This window comes from Rahnella ecdela, assembly GCF_019049625.1.
Classification (GTDB): Bacteria; Pseudomonadota; Gammaproteobacteria; order Enterobacterales; family Enterobacteriaceae; genus Rahnella; species Rahnella ecdela.
On the sequence record NZ_JAFMOY010000118.1, the window covers coordinates 46,418 to 71,863 of the forward strand.

General features: G+C 52.8%; 21 protein-coding genes. 13 read left to right on the forward strand and 8 right to left on the reverse strand.

Going from position 1 to position 25,446, the window contains the following annotated elements; translation table 11 throughout:
- Positions 1–13 precede the first annotated feature (13 nt).
- Together J1784_RS07660 and J1784_RS07665 are read left to right on the forward strand one after the other, a co-directional pair.
- Complete coding sequence (locus J1784_RS07660) at positions 14–286, forward strand: DUF883 family protein (RefSeq protein ID WP_217148687.1); 273 nt, start codon at positions 14–16, stop codon at positions 284–286.
- A 396-nt stretch (positions 287–682) separates the two neighbouring features.
- Positions 683–1,060 carry a hypothetical protein gene (locus J1784_RS07665; protein ID WP_217148688.1) on the forward strand — a complete coding sequence of 126 codons (378 nt, stop codon included), beginning with the start codon at positions 683–685 and terminating at the stop codon, positions 1,058–1,060.
- 60 nt (positions 1,061–1,120) lie between these two features.
- Here J1784_RS07665 and J1784_RS07670 read toward each other — a convergent pair whose 3' ends face one another.
- Both J1784_RS07670 and J1784_RS07675 read right to left on the reverse strand, forming a co-directional pair.
- Positions 1,121–1,957: an alpha/beta fold hydrolase gene (locus tag J1784_RS07670; protein WP_217148689.1), complete on the reverse strand. Its 837-nt coding sequence runs from the start codon at positions 1,955–1,957 to the stop codon at positions 1,121–1,123.
- A gap of 137 nt (positions 1,958–2,094) precedes the next feature.
- Complete coding sequence (locus J1784_RS07675; protein WP_217148690.1) at positions 2,095–2,991, reverse strand: LysR family transcriptional regulator; 897 nt, start codon at positions 2,989–2,991, stop codon at positions 2,095–2,097.
- Between the two features lie 116 nt (positions 2,992–3,107).
- Here J1784_RS07675 and J1784_RS07680 point away from each other — a divergent pair, with 116 nt between their 5' ends.
- Entirely contained in the window at positions 3,108–4,430 is a 1,323-nt protein-coding gene (locus J1784_RS07680; RefSeq protein WP_217148691.1) for a serine hydrolase domain-containing protein, read from the forward strand.
- Positions 4,431–4,491: 61 nt separating this feature from the next.
- Here J1784_RS07680 and J1784_RS07685 read toward each other — a convergent pair whose 3' ends face one another.
- From J1784_RS07685 to J1784_RS07695, 3 genes are all read right to left on the reverse strand, one after another.
- Positions 4,492–5,604, reverse strand: coding sequence for a mechanosensitive ion channel family protein (locus tag J1784_RS07685; protein ID WP_217148692.1), 1,113 nt, complete (start codon positions 5,602–5,604; stop codon positions 4,492–4,494).
- A 174-nt stretch (positions 5,605–5,778) separates the two neighbouring features.
- Positions 5,779–7,251 carry a pyridoxal phosphate-dependent decarboxylase family protein gene (locus J1784_RS07690; RefSeq protein ID WP_217148693.1) on the reverse strand — a complete coding sequence of 491 codons (1,473 nt, stop codon included), beginning with the start codon at positions 7,249–7,251 and terminating at the stop codon, positions 5,779–5,781.
- 18 nt (positions 7,252–7,269) lie between these two features.
- Positions 7,270–8,655: a diaminobutyrate--2-oxoglutarate transaminase gene (locus J1784_RS07695; protein ID WP_217148694.1), complete on the reverse strand. Its 1,386-nt coding sequence runs from the start codon at positions 8,653–8,655 to the stop codon at positions 7,270–7,272.
- Positions 8,656–9,514: 859 nt separating this feature from the next.
- Between J1784_RS07695 and J1784_RS07700 the strand changes: the two genes are divergently transcribed.
- Positions 9,515–10,504, forward strand: a complete 990-nt coding sequence (locus tag J1784_RS07700) for an aldo/keto reductase (protein ID WP_217148695.1) — start codon at positions 9,515–9,517, stop codon at positions 10,502–10,504.
- Between the two features lie 55 nt (positions 10,505–10,559).
- Here J1784_RS07700 and blaRAHN read toward each other — a convergent pair whose 3' ends face one another.
- Together blaRAHN and J1784_RS07710 are read right to left on the reverse strand one after the other, a co-directional pair.
- Entirely contained in the window at positions 10,560–11,447 is an 888-nt protein-coding gene (blaRAHN, locus tag J1784_RS07705; RefSeq protein WP_217148696.1) for an RAHN family extended-spectrum class A beta-lactamase, read from the reverse strand.
- 125 nt (positions 11,448–11,572) lie between these two features.
- The gene (locus J1784_RS07710; RefSeq protein WP_217148697.1) at positions 11,573–13,240 is read right to left on the reverse strand and encodes a methyl-accepting chemotaxis protein; all 1,668 of its coding nucleotides are present in this window, start codon (positions 13,238–13,240) and stop codon (positions 11,573–11,575) included.
- Positions 13,241–13,751: 511 nt separating this feature from the next.
- Between J1784_RS07710 and fhuE the strand changes: the two genes are divergently transcribed.
- The 9 genes from fhuE to J1784_RS07755 all read left to right on the forward strand — a co-directional run bounded on the left by fhuE (position 13,752) and on the right by J1784_RS07755 (position 24,048).
- The gene (gene fhuE, locus J1784_RS07715) at positions 13,752–15,974 is read left to right on the forward strand and encodes a ferric-rhodotorulic acid/ferric-coprogen receptor FhuE (RefSeq protein WP_217148698.1); all 2,223 of its coding nucleotides are present in this window, start codon (positions 13,752–13,754) and stop codon (positions 15,972–15,974) included.
- A 234-nt stretch (positions 15,975–16,208) separates the two neighbouring features.
- The gene (locus J1784_RS07720) at positions 16,209–17,246 is read left to right on the forward strand and encodes a dipeptidase (protein WP_217148699.1); all 1,038 of its coding nucleotides are present in this window, start codon (positions 16,209–16,211) and stop codon (positions 17,244–17,246) included.
- A 170-nt stretch (positions 17,247–17,416) separates the two neighbouring features.
- Positions 17,417–17,488 carry a pyrroloquinoline quinone precursor peptide PqqA gene (pqqA, locus tag J1784_RS07725; protein ID WP_013578120.1) on the forward strand — a complete coding sequence of 24 codons (72 nt, stop codon included), beginning with the start codon at positions 17,417–17,419 and terminating at the stop codon, positions 17,486–17,488.
- Positions 17,489–17,546: 58 nt separating this feature from the next.
- On the forward strand, positions 17,547–18,458 hold the full coding sequence (gene pqqB / locus J1784_RS07730; protein ID WP_120509464.1) for a pyrroloquinoline quinone biosynthesis protein PqqB: 912 nt from the start codon (positions 17,547–17,549) through the stop codon (positions 18,456–18,458).
- A 12-nt stretch (positions 18,459–18,470) separates the two neighbouring features.
- Entirely contained in the window at positions 18,471–19,238 is a 768-nt protein-coding gene (pqqC, locus tag J1784_RS07735) for a pyrroloquinoline-quinone synthase PqqC (RefSeq protein WP_217148700.1), read from the forward strand.
- 26 nt (positions 19,239–19,264) lie between these two features.
- Positions 19,265–19,522 (forward strand): pyrroloquinoline quinone biosynthesis peptide chaperone PqqD, encoded by a 258-nt coding sequence (gene pqqD / locus J1784_RS07740; RefSeq protein WP_238485445.1) that lies wholly within the window; start codon positions 19,265–19,267, stop codon positions 19,520–19,522.
- The gene (gene pqqE / locus J1784_RS07745; RefSeq protein WP_420803958.1) at positions 19,509–20,642 is read left to right on the forward strand and encodes a pyrroloquinoline quinone biosynthesis protein PqqE; all 1,134 of its coding nucleotides are present in this window, start codon (positions 19,509–19,511) and stop codon (positions 20,640–20,642) included. The genes pqqD and pqqE overlap by 14 nt, the downstream gene beginning before the upstream one ends.
- Positions 20,643–20,649: 7 nt before the next feature.
- Positions 20,650–22,833: a pyrroloquinoline quinone biosynthesis protein PqqF gene (pqqF, locus tag J1784_RS07750; RefSeq protein WP_217148703.1), complete on the forward strand. Its 2,184-nt coding sequence runs from the start codon at positions 20,650–20,652 to the stop codon at positions 22,831–22,833.
- 84 nt (positions 22,834–22,917) lie between these two features.
- Positions 22,918–24,048: a GGDEF domain-containing protein gene (locus J1784_RS07755; RefSeq protein ID WP_217148704.1), complete on the forward strand. Its 1,131-nt coding sequence runs from the start codon at positions 22,918–22,920 to the stop codon at positions 24,046–24,048.
- Between the two features lie 44 nt (positions 24,049–24,092).
- On the opposite strand, the gene lldD is transcribed toward J1784_RS07755, so the two are convergent.
- A complete protein-coding gene (lldD, locus tag J1784_RS07760) occupies positions 24,093–25,241 on the reverse strand; it encodes an FMN-dependent L-lactate dehydrogenase LldD (RefSeq protein ID WP_120509470.1) in 1,149 nt (382 codons plus the stop codon).
- Between the last annotated feature and the right edge of the window lie 205 nt (positions 25,242–25,446).

A 25,446-nucleotide genomic window follows, 5' to 3' on the forward strand; every position in this document is an offset into this window, starting at 1 on the left:
AAAGGAGAAAACCATGTCATCACATGATATCGATGCAGATGCAAACCATCTGGCAGATAAGCTCGAAGACAAAGGCAACCAGCTTGCCGGTGAAGCGCAGAAACAATTTGGCGATTTTGTTGATTCTCCTAAGCACCAGATTAAAGGCGCAGCACGTAAATACTCGGCTCAGGCCAGTGAAGTCGTGTCTGACGTCGCGGAGAAAATCAAAGAAAATCCCCTGTCAGATCTGATCGCAGCTGGCGCAATTGGCGTCGTGCTCGGGTTACTGCTGGGTCGTAAGTAAACCGTCTTGTACGGAAAAAAAGGCCTTCGGGCCTTTTTTATTGCCTGAAGAAAGGGCAATTCCCGCGCTCAGGTTGAGTGAGATACAGAATTCTCCTACACAATTTCGTCACACATGACGTGTATAGTGAACCTCTCTGTAGCAACCTACAGATACCTCGCGAGTTCCCCTCGTAACCTTCAAAAACCCGTTTCCCCTGACGGGTTTTTTCATGTCTGTTTCTTCCCGCGCCTGTGCAGTCGGTGCTTCAGAAAACTGTAATTCACGTTTTAAAACAACCGTTGTTACGTCCAGATTTAAACAAACTCGCGGTTCAGCCACCCTGTTTTGCCCTGTTAAAATGCGTCGCAACGATTGAGACTCAAAGAACAGACAGGAATACGCGTGAAGAAAACCATGATTTTACTGGCATTTATTTTGACAGGATGCAGCTCGCCCGAAGCGCAGACAATTCAGTCAATAAATGCGCTCTCTTTTCCGGCGCGCACTTCGGAGCGACCGGTCAGCGTGACAGCAAAAATTTCATCCGGCGATTTAGAAAACCAGTATTCCAGTAATCAGTTAATCATCCTCCGGCTCAGGGCGGAAATTAAAGCCGCCAGAACAGACAAGATCCGAACCGACGAGGTATTTGATACACATACTGATGTTGCTCAGGCCTTTAACGCCCTGTCCCGTCTCGAGCAGTTTGAGGCGCTGAATACCGTGTATTATTCAGAAAAAGACATCAAAGGGATGAACGAGATACACCAAAAACTCAGCCCGCTGACTTGATATGAAAAACAAAAAACCCGCCACAGAGCGGGTTTCTGAAAGACGTATACGACCCAGACATTAACCGCGGATAAACGCCAGAATGTCCTGGTTAATCACATCAGCGTGCGTAGTGTGCATGCCGTGCGGATAGCCCGGATAAATCTTCAAAGTGCTGTGCGCCAGCAGCTTATCCTGCAAAAGAGCGGCATCTTTATAAGGCACAACCTGATCGTCGTCGCCCTGCAAAACCAGCGTCGGCACGGTAATGGCTTTCAGATCTTCGGTCTGGTCCGTTTCTGAAAACGCCTTAATCCCTTCGTAATGTGCATTGGCGCTACCGATCATCCCCTGACGCCACCAGTTATTGATAGTGCCCTGTGACACTTGTGCGCCATCGCGGTTAAACCCGTAGAAAGGCCCGGAAGCAACGTCCAGATAAAACTGCGCGCGGTTTGCGGCGAGCGCACTGCGAAAACCATCAAAAACGGCAATCGGTGTGCCACCGGGATTGGCATCCGTTTTAACCATCAGCGGCGGTACGGCACTGATTAACACCGCTTTCGCCACACGTCCCTGCGGCTGACCATACTTCGCGACATAGCGGGCAACCTGCCCCCCGCCGGTTGAATGACCGACATGTACCGCATCATGCAAATCAAGATGCTCAGCTACCGCGGAGGCATCCGACGCATAGTGATCCATATCGTTACCTTCACTGGTCTGATCGGAACGCCCGTGCCCGCGGCGGTCAATGGCAATCACGCGGAAACCCTCGGCCAGAAAGAACAGCATCTGATTGTCCCAGTCGTCGGCGCTCAGCGGCCATCCGTGGTGGAAAACAACGGGTTGCTTGTCTTTAGGACCCCAGTCTTTGAAGAAAATATTAACGCCGTCGTTGGTTTTTACAAATGGCATAGAATGCACTCCTCAGCAGATTATCGGGAAAACGGTCAGGTTTGCAGGGCGAGGTTCAGATATAGGATGCTCAGAAAGCGTAGCAAAGCCCTCAGAAAATGCCTGCCTGAGGGCATAATTAGCCAGCGGAAACTCTTTTAACGTGGAAGTGTGTCACGCCATAACTCGGGAAGTGCGCGGATTAACTTACCGGTGACCGGTTGTTTTGTCTGACCTGGCTGCCAGATAGCCACCATCGTGATCGTCAGTCCCTGATTGCCCACTTCAGTTTCAACCGCCTGCACATTGTTCCACCCAGAGGCCTGATAATGCGTCGGTAAAAAGCCCCAACCCTGCGCATTTTCCAGCAAACAGCGCAAGGTGGAGCGTTCGTTCACAAACAGGGTATGCCCCGAAATCTGTAACCGGCGGGCAATCTGTTCATCGTGCTTGTGATGCATGACCAGCTGAGGTTTCAGGGAAAGATTAAGCAATGTCAGCGGACGCTGCTGATGCTGAAACAACCCGCCGGAGGCGTAAAAATCCAGTTCGATATTTCCCAGCGCGCACCATTCCATATCCATGCCCAGCGCACGATTGTTCGCCTGACAAACCGCAATCTGCGCCGTTCCGGCGTTCAGGGCAGCTTCGGCCTCTTCTCTCGACGCGCTCCAGGCGCTGAAGCGGATCCCCTCTTTTGCCATCATCACAATCACCGCGTCTATAAACGCCTGCGAGACGAAAGGATCGTAGACCATAACCAGTTCCTGCTGCTCAGACTCTGGCAGCGACTGCGCGTAAAACTCAAAGGCCTGAGCCTGACGCATCAGCAAATGCGCCTGCCGGTGAAGTTGCTGGCCCTGCTCCGTGAGCACCAGCGTACGCCCCTGACGGATAAACAACGTGTAGCCCAGCGCGTCTTCGAGATAATCAATTAAGTCACGCAGCGTGGTGCGATCTTTACCCAGGGATACTGCGGCTCTGGACAAATTCCCCAGTTCAGCGACACAGGCAAAGGCCTCAATCTGCGAGAAGGAATAACGTAACGCGGACATTTCAGCTCCTTTCGACGACGTTTATGCGGGGGATTTTCCCCCATCAGTTGATTTTTTCAAACTGTTTCCCCTCCTTATACTCATGTTTCCCGATACTCTGATGGATAAGCGGAAAAATGAAAACACGGAACAACTCCCTCTTAAAACCTCTGCTGCTGGCTGTAGCGATGAGCGCAGCGGTGTCGTTTATGACGCCTGCATTTGCAGAGCAGACACAGGATTGCGGCGGCGTGATGCTCAGCGCCTGTCCGGTACCATTCGATAAAACGCTGCCGGATGCCAAAGACATGCTGAACTGGGATCAGGCCGCACGCGTTATCGGTTTTCGGAACGACTATCGCAACTATGCCGGTGACGTGTTCCGTCATGGCAAGGCCACGCCTTTTGTGCAGGCAGATAAGCAACTTCAGAACCCGACCTACAGCGTGAACGGTAAAACCTTTACCTTGAAGGATTACCTGAAGCGCGAAAATGTCACCGGTATGCTGGTGCTGAAAAACGGCAAAATCGCGTACAAATATCTGGGCGAAGGCAACACTGACCACACATTGTGGACATCACGCTCCGTAGGGAAATCTGTGGTGTCGACGCTGGTGGGGATTGCTGTCAAAGAAGGAAAAATCGGCTCCATGGATGATCTCATCACAGACTACGAGCCTGATCTGAAAGGCACTGCGTGGGAAGGTGTGACACTGCGTCAGCTTATCCAGCATACCTCCGGCGTGGCGTGGAATGAGGATTACGCCAATCCCGGTTCAGATTTTGCTCATCTCACGCAATGTGAAGCGAATCCCGGAGCATACGACTGCGTACGTAAAATCATCACCGGCTTGAAACGAGCTCATCCGGCGGGCGAAACCTGGTCCTACTCCTCCGGCGGTGCCTGGCTGATGGGCGATGTGCTGGAAAAAGCCACCGGCATGCCGCTGGCAAAGTATCTGGAAAAAACGCTCTGGCAGCCTTACGGCATGGCGCAGGATGGCGTCTGGCATTCATATCAGCAGGGGAAACATGACGTCGGTGCGCACGGATTTAACGCGACGCTGGAAGACTGGGGCCGATTCGGTGAGTTTGTGATGAGTGGCGGCCAGTTGCCGGACGGCAAGAAAATCCTGCCTGAAAACTGGCTGACACAGGCATCAGACTGGAACAAGGCGAAGAATTCAGTTTCTGCGGCGCATCCCGACGGGATGTACGGTTATCAGTGGTGGAACAACGCCGTGCCGGTTAATGCCAAAAACGTCACGCCTGCGCCGTCTGAATCGTTAAAAGGTTCGATGTGGGCGCTGGGTATTTATGGTCAGGTGATTATGGTGAATCGCGCGGAAAACCTGGTGATAGTTCAGTGGTCAACATGGCCGCAGGCAGAACCTGATTTCAGCGCACAGCCGCTGGAAGCCTCGCTGATGTACAGCGCTATCGCACAGCAACTGCGTTAATCAGATCCATAAAGAGAGAGGGTTGCTGCGAAATTATTTGCGGCAACCCTTTATTTTTATCCTACGCCAGTGGTTTTGCGCTGGCAGCTTCCCATTCTCCCGCACCGCTTTTCTCCGGTGTTTTGACAATCATATTAGGCAGCGCCATCTCAATACCGTTTTCCATTAGCTTTTCGATAATGCGGATATTAATTTCCTGCTGGATATCCATGTATTTATTGTAATCGGCCGTGTTAACGATATGAACAACCTCAATATTTAAGCGGTCAGTACCAAAACCCAGAAGATGCGCACGGTCGAATTTGGTCTCGCCCACATCAAGAATAATGCCTTTGACCATCTCGCCAATATTGCGCAGCTTATCCGGCGGCGTATTAATGGCGATACCAAAATTAAACACGATGCGGCGGGTCTGCATACGCTTGTAATTATGCAGCGTCTGCTGAAGCAAAATGGCGTTCCCGCAGACAATCTGCTCGCCGCTCAGACTGCGGATACGCGTGGTTTTCAGGCCGATATGTTCCACCGTCCCGGCAACGTCGTTGAACACCACAAAATCGCCGATTTCGAAAGGCTTATCAAAGCCAATCGACAGTGAGGCAAACACATCGCTGAGGATGGTCTGGATAGCCAGCGCGATAGCAATACCGCCCACGCCCAGACTGGCGACCAGCGCGGTGATGTTGACGCCGACGTTAGCCAGAATCGACAACAGCATCACTGACCAGACCACCGCGCGGAATATCAGGCCGGTGATCACCAGCGTCACCGGGTTTTTGTTCATGCCCGGCTGTCTCATGATGTGGCGCAGCCACGACACCACTCCCTGATCGAGCCAGAGCGCCATTTGCAGCGCCAGCACCAGAAACCACGCATGACTGATGGTGTTGTAGAGATTGTCCGGCAGATTGACGAACCGCAGACTGAACAGAAATGCCGCAACAAATATCAGCAGATTATTAGTGCGCTCAAGAATATCGCCCAATATGGACCGCATTCTGTTGGTCGCCGGATGCACTTCTCCCCAGCTTTTAACGCCTTTGCGCACAAACGACAGTAACCAGCTCAGCAGCCAGTAGGTCACCAGCGTGACCACGACCATCGTCGCGAAGCCTATCCAGAATGCCGGTGTCATCACCAGCGCGATAAAATTAAAATGTGACAGAAAATTCATCCTCCCTCCCCGTTTTCAGCACAAACTACCAGTATAGGAAACGAGGGTCAGGCGGGCGGAAGAATAGGAAAGTTCAGGAAGCGATAATATGTGCGCGTGAAAATCGAGATAAAAAAAACCGGCAATACTTTCGTATCACCGGCTTTTCGCTGCGCATTAGCGCAAATCTGAAACTTACTGGTTCAGCAGTTGCTGCGCGGTTTTCTCAACCAGCGCCAGCAGGATTTTCACATCTTCCAGCGTCACCGTCGGGTTCAGCAGAGTCAGTTTCAGGCAGGTCACGCCGTTATGCTCGGTCACACCGACGTTCGCACGACCGGATTCAAGCAGCGCATCGCCGATTTTCTGGTTCAGCAACGCGATAGCGGCATCGCTGCTGCCTGCCAGTTGCTCAGGACGATAACGGAACAGAACGCTCGCCAGCTGTGGCTTCATCACCAGTTCCAGCGCAGCTTCAGAAGTCACATATTGCGCGACTTCCTGTGCCAGCGTCACACCGTGGTCGATGATCGCGGCATATTGCTTCTGCCCTAACGCTTCAAGCCCCATCCACAGTTTCAGTGCATCAAAACGACGGGTGGTTTGCAGCGATTTGGACACCAGATTCGGCACACCAGCAGCTTCGTCGAACTCTGAGTTCAGATAAGCCGCCTGATAGCGCATCAGCTCGTAATGGCGCTCTTCTTTAAGCAGGAACGCGCCGCAGCTGATGGTCTGGAAGAACTGTTTGTGGAAGTCGAGCGTGATGGAATCCACTAACTCGATGCCGTCCAGATAGTCGCGGTATTTTTCAGACAGCAATAATGCACCGCCCCACGCCGCATCCACATGAACCCAAATCTGATGCTCAGCGGCCAGTTCAGCAATGGCTCGCAGCGGGTCGATAGCACCGGCATCGGTGGTACCGGCGGTGGCAACGATCGCCAGAATCTGATCACCATTCGCCTGAGCCTGTGCGACTTTCTCGCGCAGATCGTTGAGATCCATACACGCGAACTCGTCGGTTTTCACCAGCGTCACACACTGATAGCCCAGACCGAGCAATGCCATGTTCTTCTGCACGGAGAAGTGCGCGTTTTCAGAACATAACACTTTAATTTTACGCAGATTACCGACCAGGCCATCCTGCTGAATGGAATGCCCCTGACTGGCAAAGAAGGCATCACGCGCCAGCATCAGGCCCATCAGATTGCTCTGGGTACCGCCGCTGGTGAACACGCCCGCGTCGCCAGCCTGATAGCCCACCTGAGTACGCAACCATTCGATCAGCTTCATCTCAATGATGGTCGCTGACGGGCTTTGATCCCAGGAGTCCATGCTCTGGTTAGTGGCGTTGATCAGCACTTCCGCGGCCTGGCTGACGACCAGACTCGGGCAATGCAGATGCGCGACACATTGCGGGTGATGAACAGAAAGGCTGTCTTTTAAAAAGTATTCAATGGCGCGTTCAATCGCGGCCTGGTTACCCAGGCCGTTAGGATTGAAGTCCAGTTTGATACGTTCACGCAGCTCAGCAACCGTTTTGCCCTGATACATCTCAGGTTGTTTCAGCCACTGCACAACCGCTTCAGTGCTTTGCGCAATGGCTTGCTGATAGGCTTCAGTGCTTTGCGCTGAACCTGCCAGAATCGGGTTTAACTCGGACATCAGAATCTCTTACTCCGCTCAGACAGGCTTGACGCCAGCCGCTAACAGCGCCTGCTCAAACTTATCGAGGAAAATACCCAGCTCATCGTTGGTGATCAGCAGGGAAGGCAACAGGCGAAGAACGCAACCATTACGGCCACCGCGTTCAAGGATCAGGCCCGCTTCGAAGCATTTTTTCTGCAACAGGGCAGAAAGCTCGCCGTCAGCCGGGTAGCAACCCATGTGATCCTGCGCTTCGTTTGGCTTCACGATTTCGATACCGATCATCAGACCCAGACCGCGCACGTGACCTATTACCGGATAACGTTTCTGCATGTCAGCCAGTTTGCCTTTCAGCCACTCGCCCTGTGCAGCCACTTTTTCGGCAATTTTTTCTTCTTTGAGGATTTTCAGCGTGGTCAGGCCGGTGGCCATCGCCAGCTGGTTGCCGCGGAAAGTCCCGGTGTGGTGACCCGGAGCCCAGGCGTCGAACTGTTTTTTGATACCCAGCACAGCCAGTGGCAGACCACCGCCGACAGCTTTAGACATCACGATGATGTCCGGCTCAATGCCTGCGTGTTCGAAGGCGAACTGTTTGCCGGTACGGCAGAAGCCCGCCTGAACTTCGTCGAGGATCAGCAGAATGCCGTGTTCCTGAGTCACTTTACGGATGCGCTGCAACCATTCAGCCGGAGCCGGGTTCACGCCGCCTTCGCCCTGAACGGCTTCCAGAATCACAGCCGCAGGTTTGCGAACGCCGCTTTCCACGTCGTTGATCAGGTTTTCAAAGTAGTAGGTTAATGCTTTAACGCCAGCGTCACCGCCAATGCCCAGCGGGCAACGGTACTGGTGCGGGTATGGCATAAACTGGACTTCCGGCATCATGCCGTTAACCGCTTCTTTCGGAGACAGGTTACCGGTCACTGCCAGCGTGGCGTGAGTCATACCGTGGTAGCCACCCGAGAAGCTGATGATACCGGTACGGCCAGTGACTTTTTTCGCCAGTTTCATTGCGGCTTCAACCGCATCAGCACCCGACGGGCCGGTGAACTGCAGGCAATATTCTTTGCCCTGTTGTGGCAATAAAGAAAGCAGATATTCGGAGAACTGATCTTTCAACGGTGTTGTCAGATCCAGTGTATGTAACGGCAAGCCGCTGGTAATGACATTTTGGATGCTTTGCAGCACGTCAGGATGATTATGTCCCAGAGCCAGCGTACCCGCACCTGCCAGGCAATCAAGATATTGATTATTCTCAACATCAGTGATCCACACGCCGTTGGCTTTCGCTATTGCCAGAGGCAATTTACGAGGATAGCTCCGAACATTCGATTCAAATTCAGCTTGTCTCGCCAAATAGGTTTCATTGTTTCCGTTTAATGAATTCGCACCTAAACTGTCAATACGGACTTTATCCGTCATCATATCTCTCCTACAACCGTGGGATATTAGAACGCCACAATTGAATAAATTTGATTAAGAAAATTACTAGCCTGTGAAAAACGCGGCCAATATATGGCTTTTTTGCCCCCACCTCAATAATTTATTTTGTATAGATTTGTTTATTCTTTTGCATACGAATCAATATGTTGCTGATTTAATGAACGATCGTGCTGAGTTATGCCCATTACGCGGTCATTAATAAAGGCATAAAAAGCACTTCCGGCCTGCTAAACATAGGTTAAATACCTATTACAACAGGCTCATAACCCTGTGCTGTCCTGCATGGCAGTCCTTTACAGGTACGGCCAGTTAGCCGTGACACTGCACGGGCCAGCATGCCCGTTCAGACGCTTTAGTGAACATAGCTATTATAGCCTTGGGGACAATGCTTAAGCGTTAATAATACTTAAAACGGCAGTAACTGGCTGAATATTGGCCTGATATAAATTTTTAAATATATTACACCGATATAAATTCCACTTAGGGACGAAATAATTCGGACTTTTATTACTACCGTTAATACAAGGTTATTCTGTAAGGATATAACAGCGGAGCACGTTCACAGGCTGCATTGTCAGGAAATACTTTCACTATTTTTCAAATTCTTAACGAGGTTTATCTTTACTGCGAAGCACAGAGATAAGTCGGTCAATACAGATTCATGAATACAGTTCATAAACTCTTGCAGATAACACCCTCTAATCTGATGAAAGCTCAGGCGCTATGATTTTTGACACTGACTAGCGGCACTGACCACCTGCCGTTGCGTGCAACGACAAATCCTGAAATCCCATAATCACAAGATTACAGGATATTAAAAACATCAATCGAGGAAAATCACATGCAAAAACGTCTGCTGGGAAAATCTGGCCTTGAAGTTTCTTCAATCGGTTTAGGCTGCATGGGACTGAGCCACGGTTATGGCCCTGCTACCAATACTAAACAGGCGGTTGAACTGATCCGTGCCGCCGTCGAACGGGGCGTGACTTTCTTTGATACAGCCGAAGTTTACGGCCCTTATCTCAACGAAGAAGTGGTCGGCGAAGCGCTGGCGCCGGTACGGGATAAAGTCATTATTGCCACCAAATTTGGTTTCACCTTTGGCGATGACAATAAACAGCAAATCCTCAACAGCCGCCCGGAACATATCCGCGAGGCCGTTGAAGGTTCGCTGAAACGCCTGAAAACTGACGTTATCGACTTGCTTTATCAGCACCGCGTTGATCCGCAAGTACCGATTGAAGACGTCGCCGGTGCGGTGAAAGACCTGATCAGCGAAGGTAAAGTGAAACATTTCGGGCTTTCCGAAGCGGGCGCGCAGACAATCCGGCGTGCGCACGCGGTACAACCGGTGACCGCGCTGCAAAGTGAGTATTCGATGTGGTGGCGTGAACCTGAACAGGAAATTATTCCGACGCTGGAAGAACTGGGCATCGGTTTTGTCCCGTTCAGCCCGTTAGGCAAAGGGTTCCTCACCGGATCTATCACCGCAGATTCGACCTTTGGCAGTGACGATTTCCGCAGTAAGGTTCCGCGATTTTCACCTGAAGCGCTGGCAGCGAACCAGAGTCTGGTGGCAGTGATTCATCAGATTGCGCAGGACAAAATGGTGACACCCGCTCAGATAGCGTTAGTGTGGTTACTGGCGCAGAAACCGTGGATCGTGCCCATTCCCGGCACGACAAAACTGCATCGTCTGGAAGAAAACCTGGGCGCAGCCGATATCACGCTTTCAGAAAGCGAACTGCGCACGATAGCCAATGCGCTGGAAACGGTGAAAGTTCAGGGCGACCGTTATCCGGCTGCATTAATGGCGCGCGTCGGGCGTTAAACGGATACAAAAAAGGGTCCTTTCGGACCCTTTTCTTCGCCTGACTAAGCGTCAATCAATAACCCTGTGTCACAATTTTCGCCGCACTGGCGAGCACATCACGACGGGATTTTGCATCCTGCTGAGGCTGGGTGAAATAGGTCACCAGCACCAGCGGCGCTTTGTTTTCCGGCCAGATCACCGCGATATCATTAGTGGTGCCGTAATCGCCGCTGCCGGTTTTATCACCGACAACCCACGTCACTGGTAATCCTGCGCGGATACTCATCGCACCGGTGGTATTCCCCTTCATCCATTCCACCAGTTGCGCGCGCTGCGGTTCAGCCAGCGCAGAGCCCAGCGTGGCGTGTTGCAGGCTCAGCGCCATCGCACGCGGCGTGCTGGTATCACGGTCATCGCCGGGGATGGCGGTATTCAGCGTCGGTTCGGTGCGATCCAGACGGAAAGTTTTGTCACCCAGCGTGCGCGCATAATCGGTGACTTTCTGTGGTCCGCCAAGGTGCTCGATGAGCTTGTTCATCGCGGCATTATCGCTGTACTGCAAGGCCGCCGCTGCCAGTTCACCCATCGTCATGCCATCATTGAGATGCTTTTCAGTGATAGGGTTGTAATTCACCAGATCCGATTTTTTCAGTTCGACATGCTGAGTGAGCAGATCCTTCTTCACTTCGCTCTCTTTCAGAATTGCCGACGCTGCCATGAACTTACTGGTGCTGCACATCGCAAATCGTTCATCGGCACGATAAGCGATTTGCGAGTTGTCCGCCGTATCAATCAGCATCACGCCGAGACGTCCGCCGCTCTCTTTTTCCAACGCCGTCAGTTGTTGCTGAATGGAAGTCATTTTCGTGGCAGTTTGCGCCCATGACGCCGCGCTGAATGCAAGCATTGGCACCACAGCCGCCGCCATCAGCAGCGTTTTACGCAGGGTATTTTTCATCATCAAAGCCTTCTCCTTTTTATTGGCGCAGGGATTATCGCAAAAAATGATGAAAAACATAAAAAAACCCGACAAAAGATGCCGGGTTTTGAGAAATGAATCAGACAATGTCAGCGATCATCAGAGGTTCAGAACGTTTCCCATGAGCCTTCGTCAATTTTGCCTGGCAGCGATATCTGGCGGTTCGGCAATGCCGGAGCCTTAGCCTGTGCCGCCTGACGAACTGCCGCCGTAGCAGAACCGGCGCTGACTTTAAAGATGCTGATGGCCTGCGACAAACGCTCCGCCTGCTCATTAAGCGAATACGCCGCCGACGAGGCTTCCTGCACTAACGCGGCGTTCTGCTGCGTCACTTCGTCCATCTGCGTGATGGCCTTATTAATTTCTTCAATGCCGGTGCTCTGCTCGTTACTGGCGATAGCGATTTCGCCCACAATGTCGGTCACATTCTTCACGCTGGACACCACTTCCGCCATCGTCGAACCGGCTTTCGCGACCAGTTGCGTGCCGTTGTCTACTTTTGCCACCGAATCGTCGATCAACACCTTAATCTCTTTCGCCGCACTCGCTGATCGTTGCGCCAGGTTACGCACTTCAGAAGCCACCACCGCAAACCCGCGCCCCTGCTCACCGGCACGCGCGGCTTCTACCGCAGCGTTCAGCGCCAGAATGTTGGTCTGGAACGCGATGCCGTCAATCACGGCAATGATGTCGACAATTTTGCGGGAAGAGGCATTGATACCTTCCATCGTGTTGACCACTTCACCCACCACTTCGCCGCCCTGCACTGCCACGCGGGAGGCCTGCGCCGCCAGCTGATTGGCCTGACGCGCGTTATCGGCATTCTGCTTAACCGTCGCCGTCATCTGCTCCATCGCAGACGCGGTTTCTTCCAGAGAACTGGCCTGCTGTTCAGTACGGGAAGACAAATCCAGATTTCCAGCCGCGATTTCACCCGACGCGCTGTTAATTGCGTTGGTGCCAGCGCGGACTTCGGTCACAATTTTCAGCAGGTTTTCGTTCATGTTTTTCAACCCCTGCATGAGCTGACCGGTCTCATCGTTTGATGTCACCTGAATTTGCGTGGTCAGATCCCCTGCCGCGACGTTTTCCGCCACTTTTACGGCAATATGCAGCGGACGCGTAATGGAGCGTGTGAGGAAATAACCCAGCGCCGCCGCCACCAGAACCGCCAGCGCGGAGAAAATCAGCGTCAGCTGGATCGCGGTATATCCATCTGCGACGGCTTTCTTCCCTTCAGCCTGCAATTGCTGATCCTGCGAGTTAGCAAACGCTGTCGCCAGATCCAGAAACGCATTTTGCGAGGTCGTCAGTTTACGCAACACATATTCCGTCGCGCCGTCCATATCACCGGCGCGGGTCAGCGCAATCAGCTCATTTTTTGCAACATCAAACGTATCCCCCGCGTCCTGCAAAGATTTAATCTTTTGCTTGCCTGTTACCGTCGTCTGGATAGCGGCGATTTTATCCATCGCTAAATTAGTCTGTTTAACAGTGTCATCCAGCTGTAAATAACGTTTTTTATTTTGCTCAGGATTTTTGGTATCGATGACAATACCGCGAAGATATTTAATCTGATCGTTCACCCCATCGCGGACGTCAAACGCCAATCGTACTTTGACATAACGATCGCTGACTATTTGTTCGATACTGCTGTTAATACTGCTTATTTTTGTCACAGCAGTGACACTGACGATAACCAGCAGCAGTATTATCAGACTAAATGCCGCACCCAGACGGGCGCCGACACGCATATTGTTAATCGCTCTAAACATTCTTTCTCCCTTATTTCCTGGCCAATAAATAAATACAACACGGAACAATTCCAAATATTGGTAATTGCATAGCGGAATTACTTTCTTATTTCGGGTGAAGAAACACCACCCTCTTAAAATAAAGTGAAATTATTTATCTCAAATTAAATACTGAAATGAGCAAAAAGCATCACAGGATATTTATTGTTCAGAGGGTATATCGGTAAAAATAAGGAGATCTTTAGTAACGGGAGTATTTGGAAAGTGTAAAGAGGAATGACTGTTTTGCTCCCTCCCCGCCTCACCCTTCACAGGGAGAAGAACGGCAGTAGATCCGGATGGCTGTAATATTTATTTACATCGATAAACCCAATGCGTATTATTCTCATTCGTTTTATTAACTATGGCTATTTCGTCCTTTCCAGCCCTTGTTCCGGGGGATCCTGGCGGGATTTGCTCATGCTGATAAAGCCGTATTCATACAAAAATGCAGTGGCTAAAAAATAATAAAACAACCGTGCGGAGAGTATTTATGTCATCTTTTACAGGGAATTACGTCGTCAGATGCGTTAAGGGAAACCATAAAAATAATTCAGGAAAGAAACTTTCACTTTCCGTCATCGCCCTGCTGGTTTCCTCTTCACTGCATAATGCGTATGCAGCAGAAGCCAGCGCAAAAAACACCGCGGAAGACACCGTGGTCGTGACCGGGCAGAACGACACCAGCGCGGCTGATACCGCAGCCACTGATTACAGTGTGCCGGTGACCACCGCCGGCACCAAAATGGCGCTGACTACGCGCGATATCCCGCAGTCCGTCAGTATTATCAGCAAACAACGCATGCAGGATCAGCAGCTGCAATCGCTGGGTGATGTGCTGCGAAATACCACCGGTATCCAGGAAAGTGTCTCTGACCTTGACCGCCGTACCTACTACGCGCGCGGTTTCCTGATCGACAACTATATGGTTGATGGCATCCCGACGACTTTTGATCCACGCTGGGACATCGGCGATTCCCAGTCCGACACCGCCATTTATGATCGTATTGAAGTCGTCCGCGGCGCGACCGGCCTGATGACCGGTCCGGGTAATCCGTCGGCTTCCGTCAATCAGGTGCGTAAACACGCCGACAGCAAAGAGTTTACCGGCAACGTTTCTGCCAGTTACGGCAGCTGGAACAAACAACGCTATGTGGCAGATTTATCCACCCCGCTGAATGAATCCGGCAGCGTCCGTGGGCGTCTGGTAACCGGTTATCAGGATAAAAACAGCTACGTCGAACGCTACGGCGCGACCAAGAAATTCGTCTACGCCACTGTCGATGCAGACCTGACCGACTCCACCCTGCTTTCTGCCGGATACGAATTCCAGCAAACCAATACCGACAGCCCGACCTGGGGCGGCATGCCGCGCTGGTATCTGGACGGCAGCAAAACAGACTATCGACGTGGCTTTAACTCTGCACCGGACTGGGCGTACAGTGATAAAGAAACCACCAAGCTGTTCACCACCCTCAAACAGTCCTTCGATAACGGCTGGCAGGCAACCCTGAACGGCACCCATACCGAATCCCACATCGATTCTAAGATGATGTATATCGACGGGACTTTCGATAAAACCACCGGCGTCGGTGAATCCGCCTATGCCGGATATCCGGTCGTCGCAGGGACCGGCTATAACACCGGCAAGCGTAAAGTCGATGGCGTCGATGCCTTTGCCAGCGGCCCGTATCAGCTTTTTGGCCGTCAGCATGAGCTGATGACCGGCGTGAGCTATTCCAGACAGCAGAACACCTATTACAGTTCGTTCGCCAATATCTCCACCGAAGAGCTGGGTAACTTCAATGATTTCAACGGACAGTTCCCTGAAACCGACTGGAACCCGCGTTCTCTGGCCGAAGAAGACACTATCCGTCAAAAATCTGCCTATGTGGCGACACGTCTTTCACTGGCAGATCCGCTGCATCTGATCGTTGGCGCGCGTTACACCAACTGGAACTCGCACACGCTGACTGATCAGATCGAGAAGAACAACATCACACCGTATGCCGGTCTGGTGTTTGACATCAACGACACCTGGTCGACCTACGCGAGCTACACCTCGGTGTTCCAGCCGCAAACTTACCGTGATATCAACGGCGGATATCTTTCCCCGGTCATCGGTAAAAACTACGAAGCCGGGGTCAAATCTGACTGGTTTAACAGTCGCCTGACCGCTTCCGTTTCAATCTTCCGCGCGGAACTGGACAACGTCGCGCAGAGTACTGGCCGTACGATCCCGGGATCGACCGATACCGCCTATGAAGGGAAAAACGGCACCGTCAGCCGCGGTGTAGAATTTGAAGTGAACGGTGCCCTGACCGATAACTGGCAGATGACGTTCGGCGGCACCCGCTACATTGCAGAAGATGAAAACGGTGATGCGGTGAACCCGCAGCTGCCGCGCACGCAGCTGAAACTGTTCTCCAGTTACCGTCTGTCGACGTTGCAGGACCTGACCGTCGGAGGTGGCGTGAACTGGCAAACCCACGTGTGGCAGGACGTCCCTGGCCCGAGCGGCAACGGCACCCGTTACGCGGAACAAGGCAGCTACGCGCTGGTCAATCTGTTCAGCCGTTATCAGGTGACGAAACAGCTGGCCGTGCAGGCCAACGTCAACAACCTGTTCGACAAGGAATACGACACCAGCGTGAATCAATATGTGGTTTACGGCGAACCGAGAAATGTGTCGGTGACGGCGAGCTATAGTTTCTGATTTGCTGAGGCCGCAGCAAAAATTCAAAAGCAGAATGTTGTTTCTTTGCTCCTCCCCCTGCGAAGGGGGAGGGACCTGACTGAGATTTGCCTGACCAGCAGACAAAAGATCAAAGCCGTATTTTTCTTGCACTTCCACATGAAAACAAGTCAGTCAAATTAGATAACATCCACCAAACAAACCATTACATATTCCGCATACATTTTCGTGCTTTTATAAAGTACCATTAACATCATGAACACCATCCCCAATCCCCCTGTCTTTGACGGTCATAACGACCTGTTACTTCGCCTGTGGCTGCACGACGCAGCAGATCCTGCTGCTCTGTTCCTTGATGGCGCGCTGGACGGACATCTTGATCTCCGGCGTTGTCGGCTGGGCGGCTTCGCTGGCGGCTTATTTGCGGTTTTCGTACCACCCGCTTCGTATATGCCGCAACTCAGGCCAAACTCACCGGCTGAACCGCATGACGCTTTAGCTATCACACAGGCGCAGATTTCACTGCTTGAACGCATTGAAATGCAGTCCGCCGGACGGACCAAAATATGCCGTACGGTCGCCGAAATTGAGCATTGTATTGCTCACGGTGTGCTGGCGATGGTGATGCATATTGAGGGGGCTGAAGCGCTGGGCGATGACTTTTCGCGGCTGGAGCTCTGGTATGAAAAAGGGCTGCGCAGCATCGGACCGCTGTGGAATTTACCGAATCAGTTTGGTACCGGCGTGAAAGGCGATTTTCCGGGCTCACCTGATACCGGTGACGGCCTGACGCCCGCCGGGCTTGGGTTACTGCGTGAATGCAACCGCAGAAAGATTCTGTTCGATGTCTCGCACATGAACGAAAAAGCTTTCTGGCAGACGGCGAAATTCAGCGATGCGCCGCTGGTCGCCACGCATTCCAATGTCCATGCGTTATGCCCGCAGCCGCGCAACCTGACCGATAAGCAGCTGGCGGCGATCGCCGAGAGCGATGGCTTTGTCGGCGTGAATTTCGGCACAGCTTTTTTACGTACTAATGGAAAACGAAACGGCGATACGCCAGTCACCGAAATTGTTAAACATCTTGATAACCTTCTTGGTAAACTGGGCGAAGAAAATGTCGGTTTTGGTTCGGATTTCGACGGCATCAATGTGCCGGATGCCCTCGGCGATGTCGCCGGACTGCCCGTTCTGTTGCAGGCCATGTCTGATGCTGGATACGGCAAGACGCTGATCGAAAAAATCGCCTATCGCAACTGGCTGAAAGTATTAAAGCAAACGTGGGGTGAATAGCTTTTCATCCGGCATTTTGCACTAATCCCTGTGGCTTACAGGGCAATATCGGTTTGTGCTCATCGCAACATTTTCTTAGCCAAACCAGCGATATTTGACAATAAGCCGATCACCTGCCGCAATTAAAGCGGCAGTGAACTTAAAACTGTAATCACCAAGAGGACGTTATTATGTGGACTAAACCTTCTTTCGAAGACCTACGTTTAGGCTTAGAAGTGACTCTGTACATTTCTAACCGCTAAGCCCTTATGCCCACGGTTCGCTGTGGGCATCTTTCCTTCCCTTTCCCCTGGTTCTCACATGCAGATTATCGTACTTGGTTCCGCGGCAGGCGGCGGCTTTCCGCAGTGGAACTGCAATTGTCCCAACTGTCAGGGCGTGCGCAATGGCTCCATGAAAACCTCCGCGCGCACGCAATCTTCCATTGCTGTCAGCGACAACGGCACCGACTGGGTGCTGTGTAACGCCTCGCCGGACATTTGCCACCAGATTGCCGTCACGCCGGAACTGATTAAACACGACGTTTTACGCGGCACTGCGATTGGCTCCATCATCCTGACCGACAGCCAGATTGACCACTGCACCGGCCTGCTGAATTTACGCGAAGGCTGCCCGCATCAGGTTTGGTGTACGCCGGAAGTGCATGAAGACCTCACCACTGGTTTCCCGATTTTCACCATGCTTTCACACTGGAATGGCGGCCTGCAACACCACGCTATCGAGCCGGAGAACAGCTTCTCCGTCGCCGTATGCCCGGATCTGAAATTCACCGCTATTCCGCTGCTGAGCAATGCCCCGCCGTATTCGAAATATCGCGGCAAGCCGCTGCCCGGCCACAATATTGCGCTGTTTATCGAAGACACGAAAACCGGCACCTCGCTGCTGTACGCGCCGGGTCTGGGCGAGCCGGATGACGAACTGCTGAAGTGGCTCAACAAGGCCGACTGCCTGCTGATTGACGGCACGCTGTGGCAGGACAATGAGCTGGCGACCACCGGCGTCGGCCGTAATACCGGTAAAGACATGGGGCATCTGGCCCTTGCCGAAGAACAGGGGCTGATTGCCCTGCTCTCGTCACTTCCGGCAGAACGCAAAATTCTCATCCATATTAATAATACCAACCCGATCCTTAATGAATCCTCTGCCGAACGGCAGGCGCTGACGCAGCAAAACATTGAAGTCAGCCGGGACGGGATGCGCATCAAACTGTAGGTAAACACGATTATGACAACTTCTTCACAACCAGCGTCACCGATGACGCCGCAGGAATTTGAACAGGCGCTGCGTGCAAAAGGCGCGTTTTATCACATCCATCATCCCTACCATATTGCGATGCATAATGGTCAGGCGACACGCGAGCAAATTCAGGGCTGGGTGGCGAACCGCTTCTATTATCAGACCAGCATTCCGTTGAAAGACGCGGCGATCATGGCCAACTGTCCGGACTCGCAGACCCGCCGCAAATGGGTGCAGCGTATTCTCGATCACGACGGGTATGACGGCAGTGACGGCGGTATCGAAGCGTGGCTGCGTCTGGGTGAAGCGGTCGGTTTAGACCGCGACGTGCTGCTTTCAGAAGAAATGGTTTTGCCGGGTGTGCGTTTCGCCGTCGATGCCTACGTCAACTTTGCCCGCCGCGCAGTCTGGCAGGAAGCCGCTTGCAGCTCGCTGACTGAACTGTTCGCTCCGCAAATCCATCAGGCACGTCTTGATACCTGGCCACAGCATTACAAATGGATTGAGGAAGAAGGTTACGGCTATTTCCGCGGACGTCTGAGTCAGGCGAACCGCGATGTTGAGCACGGTTTACAGCTGGCGCTGGAATACTGCGATACCGTCGAAAAACAACAGCGCATGCTGGAAATCCTGCAATTCAAACTCGACATTCTGTGGAGCATGCTCGACTCCATGACCATGGCTTACGAACTGAACCGCCCGCCCTATCACAGCGTGACGCAACAGGCGGTCTGGCACAAAGGACGACTTCTGTGATCACCATTACCGAGCACTACACGCCGATGTTCCGCCGTGGCTACCGCATGCAGTTTGAAAAAACGCAGGAATGCCACGTGATTCTGTATCCGGAAGGGATGGCGAAACTTAACGACAGCGCGACGTTTATTTTGCAGCTGGTCGACGGTGAGCGGACGATTGCCAATATCATTGATGAGCTGAATACACGCTTTCCTGAAGCCGGTGGCGTAAACGACGACGTCAAAGATTTCTTCGCTCAGGCCCATGCACAAAAGTGGATTACCTTTCGTGAACCTGCTTAAACCTGCGGTTAAGCCGCCGTTATGGCTGCTGGCCGAACTGACCTATCGCTGCCCGCTGCAATGCCCGTATTGTTCGAACCCGCTTGATTTCGCAAAACAGGAAAAAGAGCTGACCACCGCGCAGTGGATCAAAGTGTTCGAAGAAGCGCGGGAAATGGGTGCGGTGCAGATTGGTTTCTCCGGCGGCGAACCGCTGGTGCGTAAAGATTTGCCGGAGCTTATCCGCGCGGCCCGTGATCTGGGTTTTTACACCAACCTGATCACGTCCGGGATCGGGCTGACTGAGAAGAAAATCGATGCGTTTGCACAAGCCGGTCTGGATCATATTCAGATCAGTTTTCAGGCCAGCGATGAAGAACTGAATGCCGCGCTGGCGGGCAATGCCAAAGCGTTCCAGCAAAAACTGGCAATGGCCAAAGCGGTGAAAGCACACGGTTATCCGATGGTGCTGAACTTTGTGCTGCATCGCCATAACATCGATCAGATCGACAAAATTATCGACCTGAGCATTGAGCTTGAAGCCGATGACGTCGAACTGGCGACCTGTCAGTTTTACGGCTGGGCACAGCTCAATCGCGAAGGTTTGCTGCCGACCCGTGAGCAGATCGCGCGCGCCGAAGACGTAGTACATCAGTACCGCGAAAAAATGGCCGGAACCGGTAATCTCGCCAATCTGCTGTTTGTGACGCCGGATTATTACGAAGAGCGTCCGAAAGGCTGCATGGGTGGCTGGGGCGCGATTTTCTTAAGCGTCACGCCGGAAGGTATGGCGCTGCCATGCCACAGCGCGCGCCAGCTGCCGGTAGAATTCCCGTCGGTACTGGAAAATACCTTGCAGGAAATCTGGTACGACTCCTTCGGCTTTAATAAATACCGGGGCTTTGACTGGATGCCGGAACCTTGCCGTTCCTGCTCTGAAAAAGAGAAAGACTTCGGCGGCTGCCGCTGCCAGGCCTTTATGCTGACCGGCAATGCCGATAACGCCGATCCGGTGTGTTCCAAATCTGAACATCACGGCATGATCCTGGCCGCACGCGAGCAGGCGAACTGCACCAACATTCAGATCAATCAGCTCCAGTTCCGCAACCGCGCGAACTCTCAGCTGATTTTCAAAGGCTGAAACACTGATGCTGCCTGACGTGCAGTCACTGACGCTGGCGAACGGCCTGCGGGTTAACATCTTGCATGACCCGCAGGCTTCCCGTGCGGCGGCGCTTATTCATCTTCGTGCCGGAAGTCATCACCAACCGCCGGAATTCCCCGGTCTGGCGCATCTGTTCGAACACGTTGTGTTTGCCGGAAGCCGTCAGTTTGAGGGCGAGGAACGTTTGATGATGTGGGCGCAGTCGGAAGGGGCAAAACTCAACGCCACCACGCACGCCACATCGACCGCCTGGTTTTTCGACATGACACCGGCAAAATTCGAAGCCGGTCTGGCACGTCTGGTGGATATGCTGGCGCAACCTTTGCTGACCGAGGATTCGGTTAGGCAGGAAGTGGCGGTGATTGACGCCGAATACAACATGCTGACCGGCCACGCAGATTCGCTTTGTGATGCGGCGCTAAGTCTGGCGTTCAGTGCACCCTCGCGGCTGCACGATTTTCACGTCGGTAACCGCACCTCTTTCGGCGAAGATATTCCTGCGCTGCTACAGGCGCTGACGCATTATCATCAGCAACTTTTCACCGCCGGCCATCTCACGCTGTGGCTGCAGGGGCCGCAATCACCCGCCGAACTGACCGCGCTGGCGGAGTGTTATGGTAATGCGTTTGCAGACGACCGTGGTTTTCAGCCTGCGCCTGCTCAGCCACTCAGCCTCCTGCCCCAACGCCATCTGCAACTGCGTCTGGAAGGTTCGGCACGGCTGCGTTTTTCGTTCCCCGTTACGCCTTCCCCCGCCATGTCGTTATTGCGCCAGTTACTGACGGACGAAGCGCCGGGCAGTTTACTGGATCAACTGCGGACGCAGGCGCTGGCCGACAGCGTGCAGGTTTCGCTGCCGTATATATCCGCCAGTGACGTTATTCTCAGCATTGAATTTCTCGCCTGTGATGCGACGGATGCAGTTCGCGGCCGCATCGAAACACTTTTTAGCCACTGGCTGCAACAGATCCGGGATTTAACCGCGGGACATTTGCAGCATTATGCCCGACTCGCACAGCGGGATTTCTGCCGGTTAACGCCGCTGGATCAGCTCCGCACTCGAACGCTGGATTTTCCCCCTGCCTCGCAAAACGGCTGGCCAGCTTTACTCACTGAGTTACAACCACATAACATGACACGGAAGTGGAGTGCGCCGGATGTTCAGGGGGAAAATGTATCCGCAAAGGGTTTCAGCCTGCCGGTCAGTTACGCTACGTGGCAGACAACAAGTGACAATGTCACTGAACCATCATTTAATTTTTACCTTCCGTCCGCTAACACCTTGCTAAAAACGGATGAAAGCATCCAGACAACAGGAGCATCGATGACTGCGCATCAGGCCTGTATCGCCCGCGCCACACTGCGCGCCCTTTGTTCGCAATCTGCACACGAAGGCAATTCGCTGGTGTTTACCTATGTGCAGGGAATCGGATTATTGCAGCTCAGCGGGCCACCGGAATGGGTAAGGCACACGCTGGCTGCTGCGACTGAGTTATTACGTGCCCCGTCGCAAACCGCACTGGCTCAGGGTGAACGGCTTTTTGCACAAGAACAACGCCAGCTGGCATCAGATATTGCTGTCCGCACGTTGCTGGCAAAACTGCCCGAAGTGATCAACGAAGCGTCCGGGAACAGGCGTGAATTCGCCACTGCCGGTGTAGACGCCGCCGTTCTGGTGTTCTGCCCGCTGGCGGAAAACACGGCGGAATGTCTGCCTGCAACGCAAATTCTGGCGTCTTTCCTCGAGCCAAAATTCTTCCAGCAATTTCGCGTCGAAATGAACATAGGCTACGTGGTGAGCTGTCGTTTCCTTCAGACCGCACGCCATTCAGGCATTTTGTTTGCATTGCAGTCGCCGTTGTATAACGCAGAAGATTTGCTGACGTTTGTTGATGAGTTTATCGCACAAATTCCGGCATTCATCGATGGCATCACTGCGCAGGCACTGGAAGAAAAACGGTGCGCACTGCGGGAGTCGCTGAACGTGAAGCCTGCGGACAAGCTGGAAGCGGCGAGGCAAAGATGGCTGGATGAGTATGCATTTACACCGCCAATTGATGAGGCAGCGATTGGCACGGTTACAGGGAAGTCGCTGATGGATTTTGCCGAGGCCATGAGTGGCTCAGGGTCCCAGGCTGGCTGTCATTTCATCCTTAAAACGCTCTAACCGGACAGTAAACTCCCCGGTGAAGGGGAGATTTGAGTGCTCTCTTCGTCTACACTATCCACGAAGATGAAGTTAAGGAAAACCATGCAAAAAACCACACATACATTGCAAGACACGGCTTTCAACGCCTTGCTAATCCATTATAAAACCGCGTCCCTGCGTACCAGCGGGTTATGGCTGCTGTTTGCCAATCTCTGCTTTACCCTTTTTCTTTTTGGTCGCCATCATTTCCAGTTACTGCTCGACCCGGTATCGAAAGTGGCGATCCCGGCGACAATTTTCGATAAATTATCCCTGATAATTATCGTCTTTTTCATCATCGCCCTGTCCTTAGTACGCTACATCCGCGGAATGTTACCTGCGATGGCACTGGCTTTCGTGACAGGTTTATACTGGGCGGTGGTGTTCCATGTCATGGTAAGCAATGACACTCAACAGCAACTGGTTTTCCCGCTGTTTTGCATGTTGATTTTTACTGCGCTGATTGCACTTTATCCCTCAACGCCAATCCTCTACAGCTTCACCGCACCTCTGTGGCTGTCGCTGTTTGTTCATCTGGTTTTTCTGCGAACCACTATTCCGATACTTGAGGTGGCGGCGATGATCATTGCCAGCGGCCTGTTTGAAAGTGGACGAATAATGCTTAACCGCTGGTTCGTGTTGTCGGTTCGCAGGGAGTGTGACAACGCCCTGCTGGTGAGTAAGCTCGATGACCTGGCTCATAATGATCCGCTAACCGGTGTCGCCAACCGTCGACAGCTGGATTCCCAGCTCGAGCAACTGATCGCGCAGACTGAACTTCAGGGTGGAACCCTTTCACTCATAATGATCGACGTCGATTTCTTTAAGAAATACAACGACCATTATGGCCACCAGGCCGGTGACAGCTGCCTTATCAGTATCGCAGACTGTTTCAAACATGTTGTCCGCCAGCCAACCGATCTGGTCGCACGTTACGGCGGCGAAGAGTTTGTTGTTCTGCTCCCCAATGCAGGCACGCAGGACGCCGAAGTGGTGGCATCACGTATCAAACAGAGCGTGGAAAAAGCAGCCATTCCCCACGCATTATCACAAGTTTCACAAACCGTCACGGTCAGTCAGGGCATCATGCAATGGGCGCCGGGAATGACGTCCCTCGAGTTACTCAAACGCGCAGACAGCGCCCTGTATCAGGCTAAACATGCAGGACGAAACGGGTATTGCGTGGGGGAATAGGAAGACCGGGGCAGTATTAGCAGACTGTCCCGTGAATTAACGTATCAGCGTAAACTCCGCCCGTACACCAGCGATTCCCCGCTTATTTCAGCAATGGTTTTCGCGCCGGTTAATGTCATCGCCACGCGCATTTCTTTTTCGATCAGGTTTAGCAAGTTGATCACACCCGCCTCACCGCCCGCCGCCAGTGCATAAACAAACGCCCTGCCGAGTAATACGCTGTCTGCGCCGAGCGCGATCATGCGCACCACGTCAAGACCAGTGCGGATACCGGAATCGGCGAGGATCGTGATATCGCCTTTCACTGCGTCTGCGATTGCGGGCAGCGCGTGGGCGGTCGAGAGCACGCCGTCGAGCTGGCGGCCGCCGTGGTTAGAAACCACAATCCCATCTGCCCCGAATTTCACCGCGTCTTTTGCGTCTTCAGGATCCAGAATACCTTTGATAATCATCGGGCCTTTCCAGAATTCACGGATCCACTCTAAATCTTTCCATGAAATCGACGGATCGAAGTTCGTTCCCAGCCAGCCGATATAATCTTCCAGCGTGGTCGGTTTGCCGCGATAGGCAGATACGTTCCCGAGATCATGCGGTTTACCCTTCAGACCAACATCCCACGCCCATTGCGGATGCATCACTGCCTGTAGCATACGGCGCGCCGCCGCGTTCGGTCCGCTCATGCCGGAATGCGCGTCGCGATAACGTGCACCGGGCACCGGCATATCCACGGTAAAGACCAACGTTTTTACGCCCGCGGCCTGCGCGCGCTCCAGCGCATTGCGCATGAATCCCCGATCTTTAAGCACGTAAAGCTGGAACCACATCGGGCGGTCGATGGCTGGTGCGACTTCTTCAATCGGGCAAACAGAAACGGTGGATAATGTGAAGGGAATGCCTTTTTTGGCGGCGGCTCGGGCGGCCTGAACTTCTCCACGTCGTGCGTACATACCGGTCAGCCCGACCGGCGCCAGCACGACTGGCATCGCCAGTTTTTCGCCGAACAGCTCAGTTTCGAGGCTAAGATCGGACATGTTTTTCAGGATGCGCTGGCGCAGAGCGATATCGGCCAGATCAGCGGTGTTACGACGCAACGTGTGCTCGTTGTAGGCCCCGCCGTCAATGTAGTGAAACAGGAATGGCGGCAGTTTACTTTTTGCCGCAGCGCGATAGTCCGTTGATGCAGAAATGATCATGATGTTTTCTCGTTATTTATAACGCGCTCTTTTACATGGCGCTGTAGGGGTCCCCGAAGTGTAGCTGATAAACACAACCCTTGAGAAAACAATGACAACGAAATTCAGAACTGTTTCACGATCCTCATTAATTTAGCGGCGATTTGCGCTGAAACGTAAGCAATCTGGAAACTAAACCCACGCGCCGCCTCAAAAAAGACTAAGC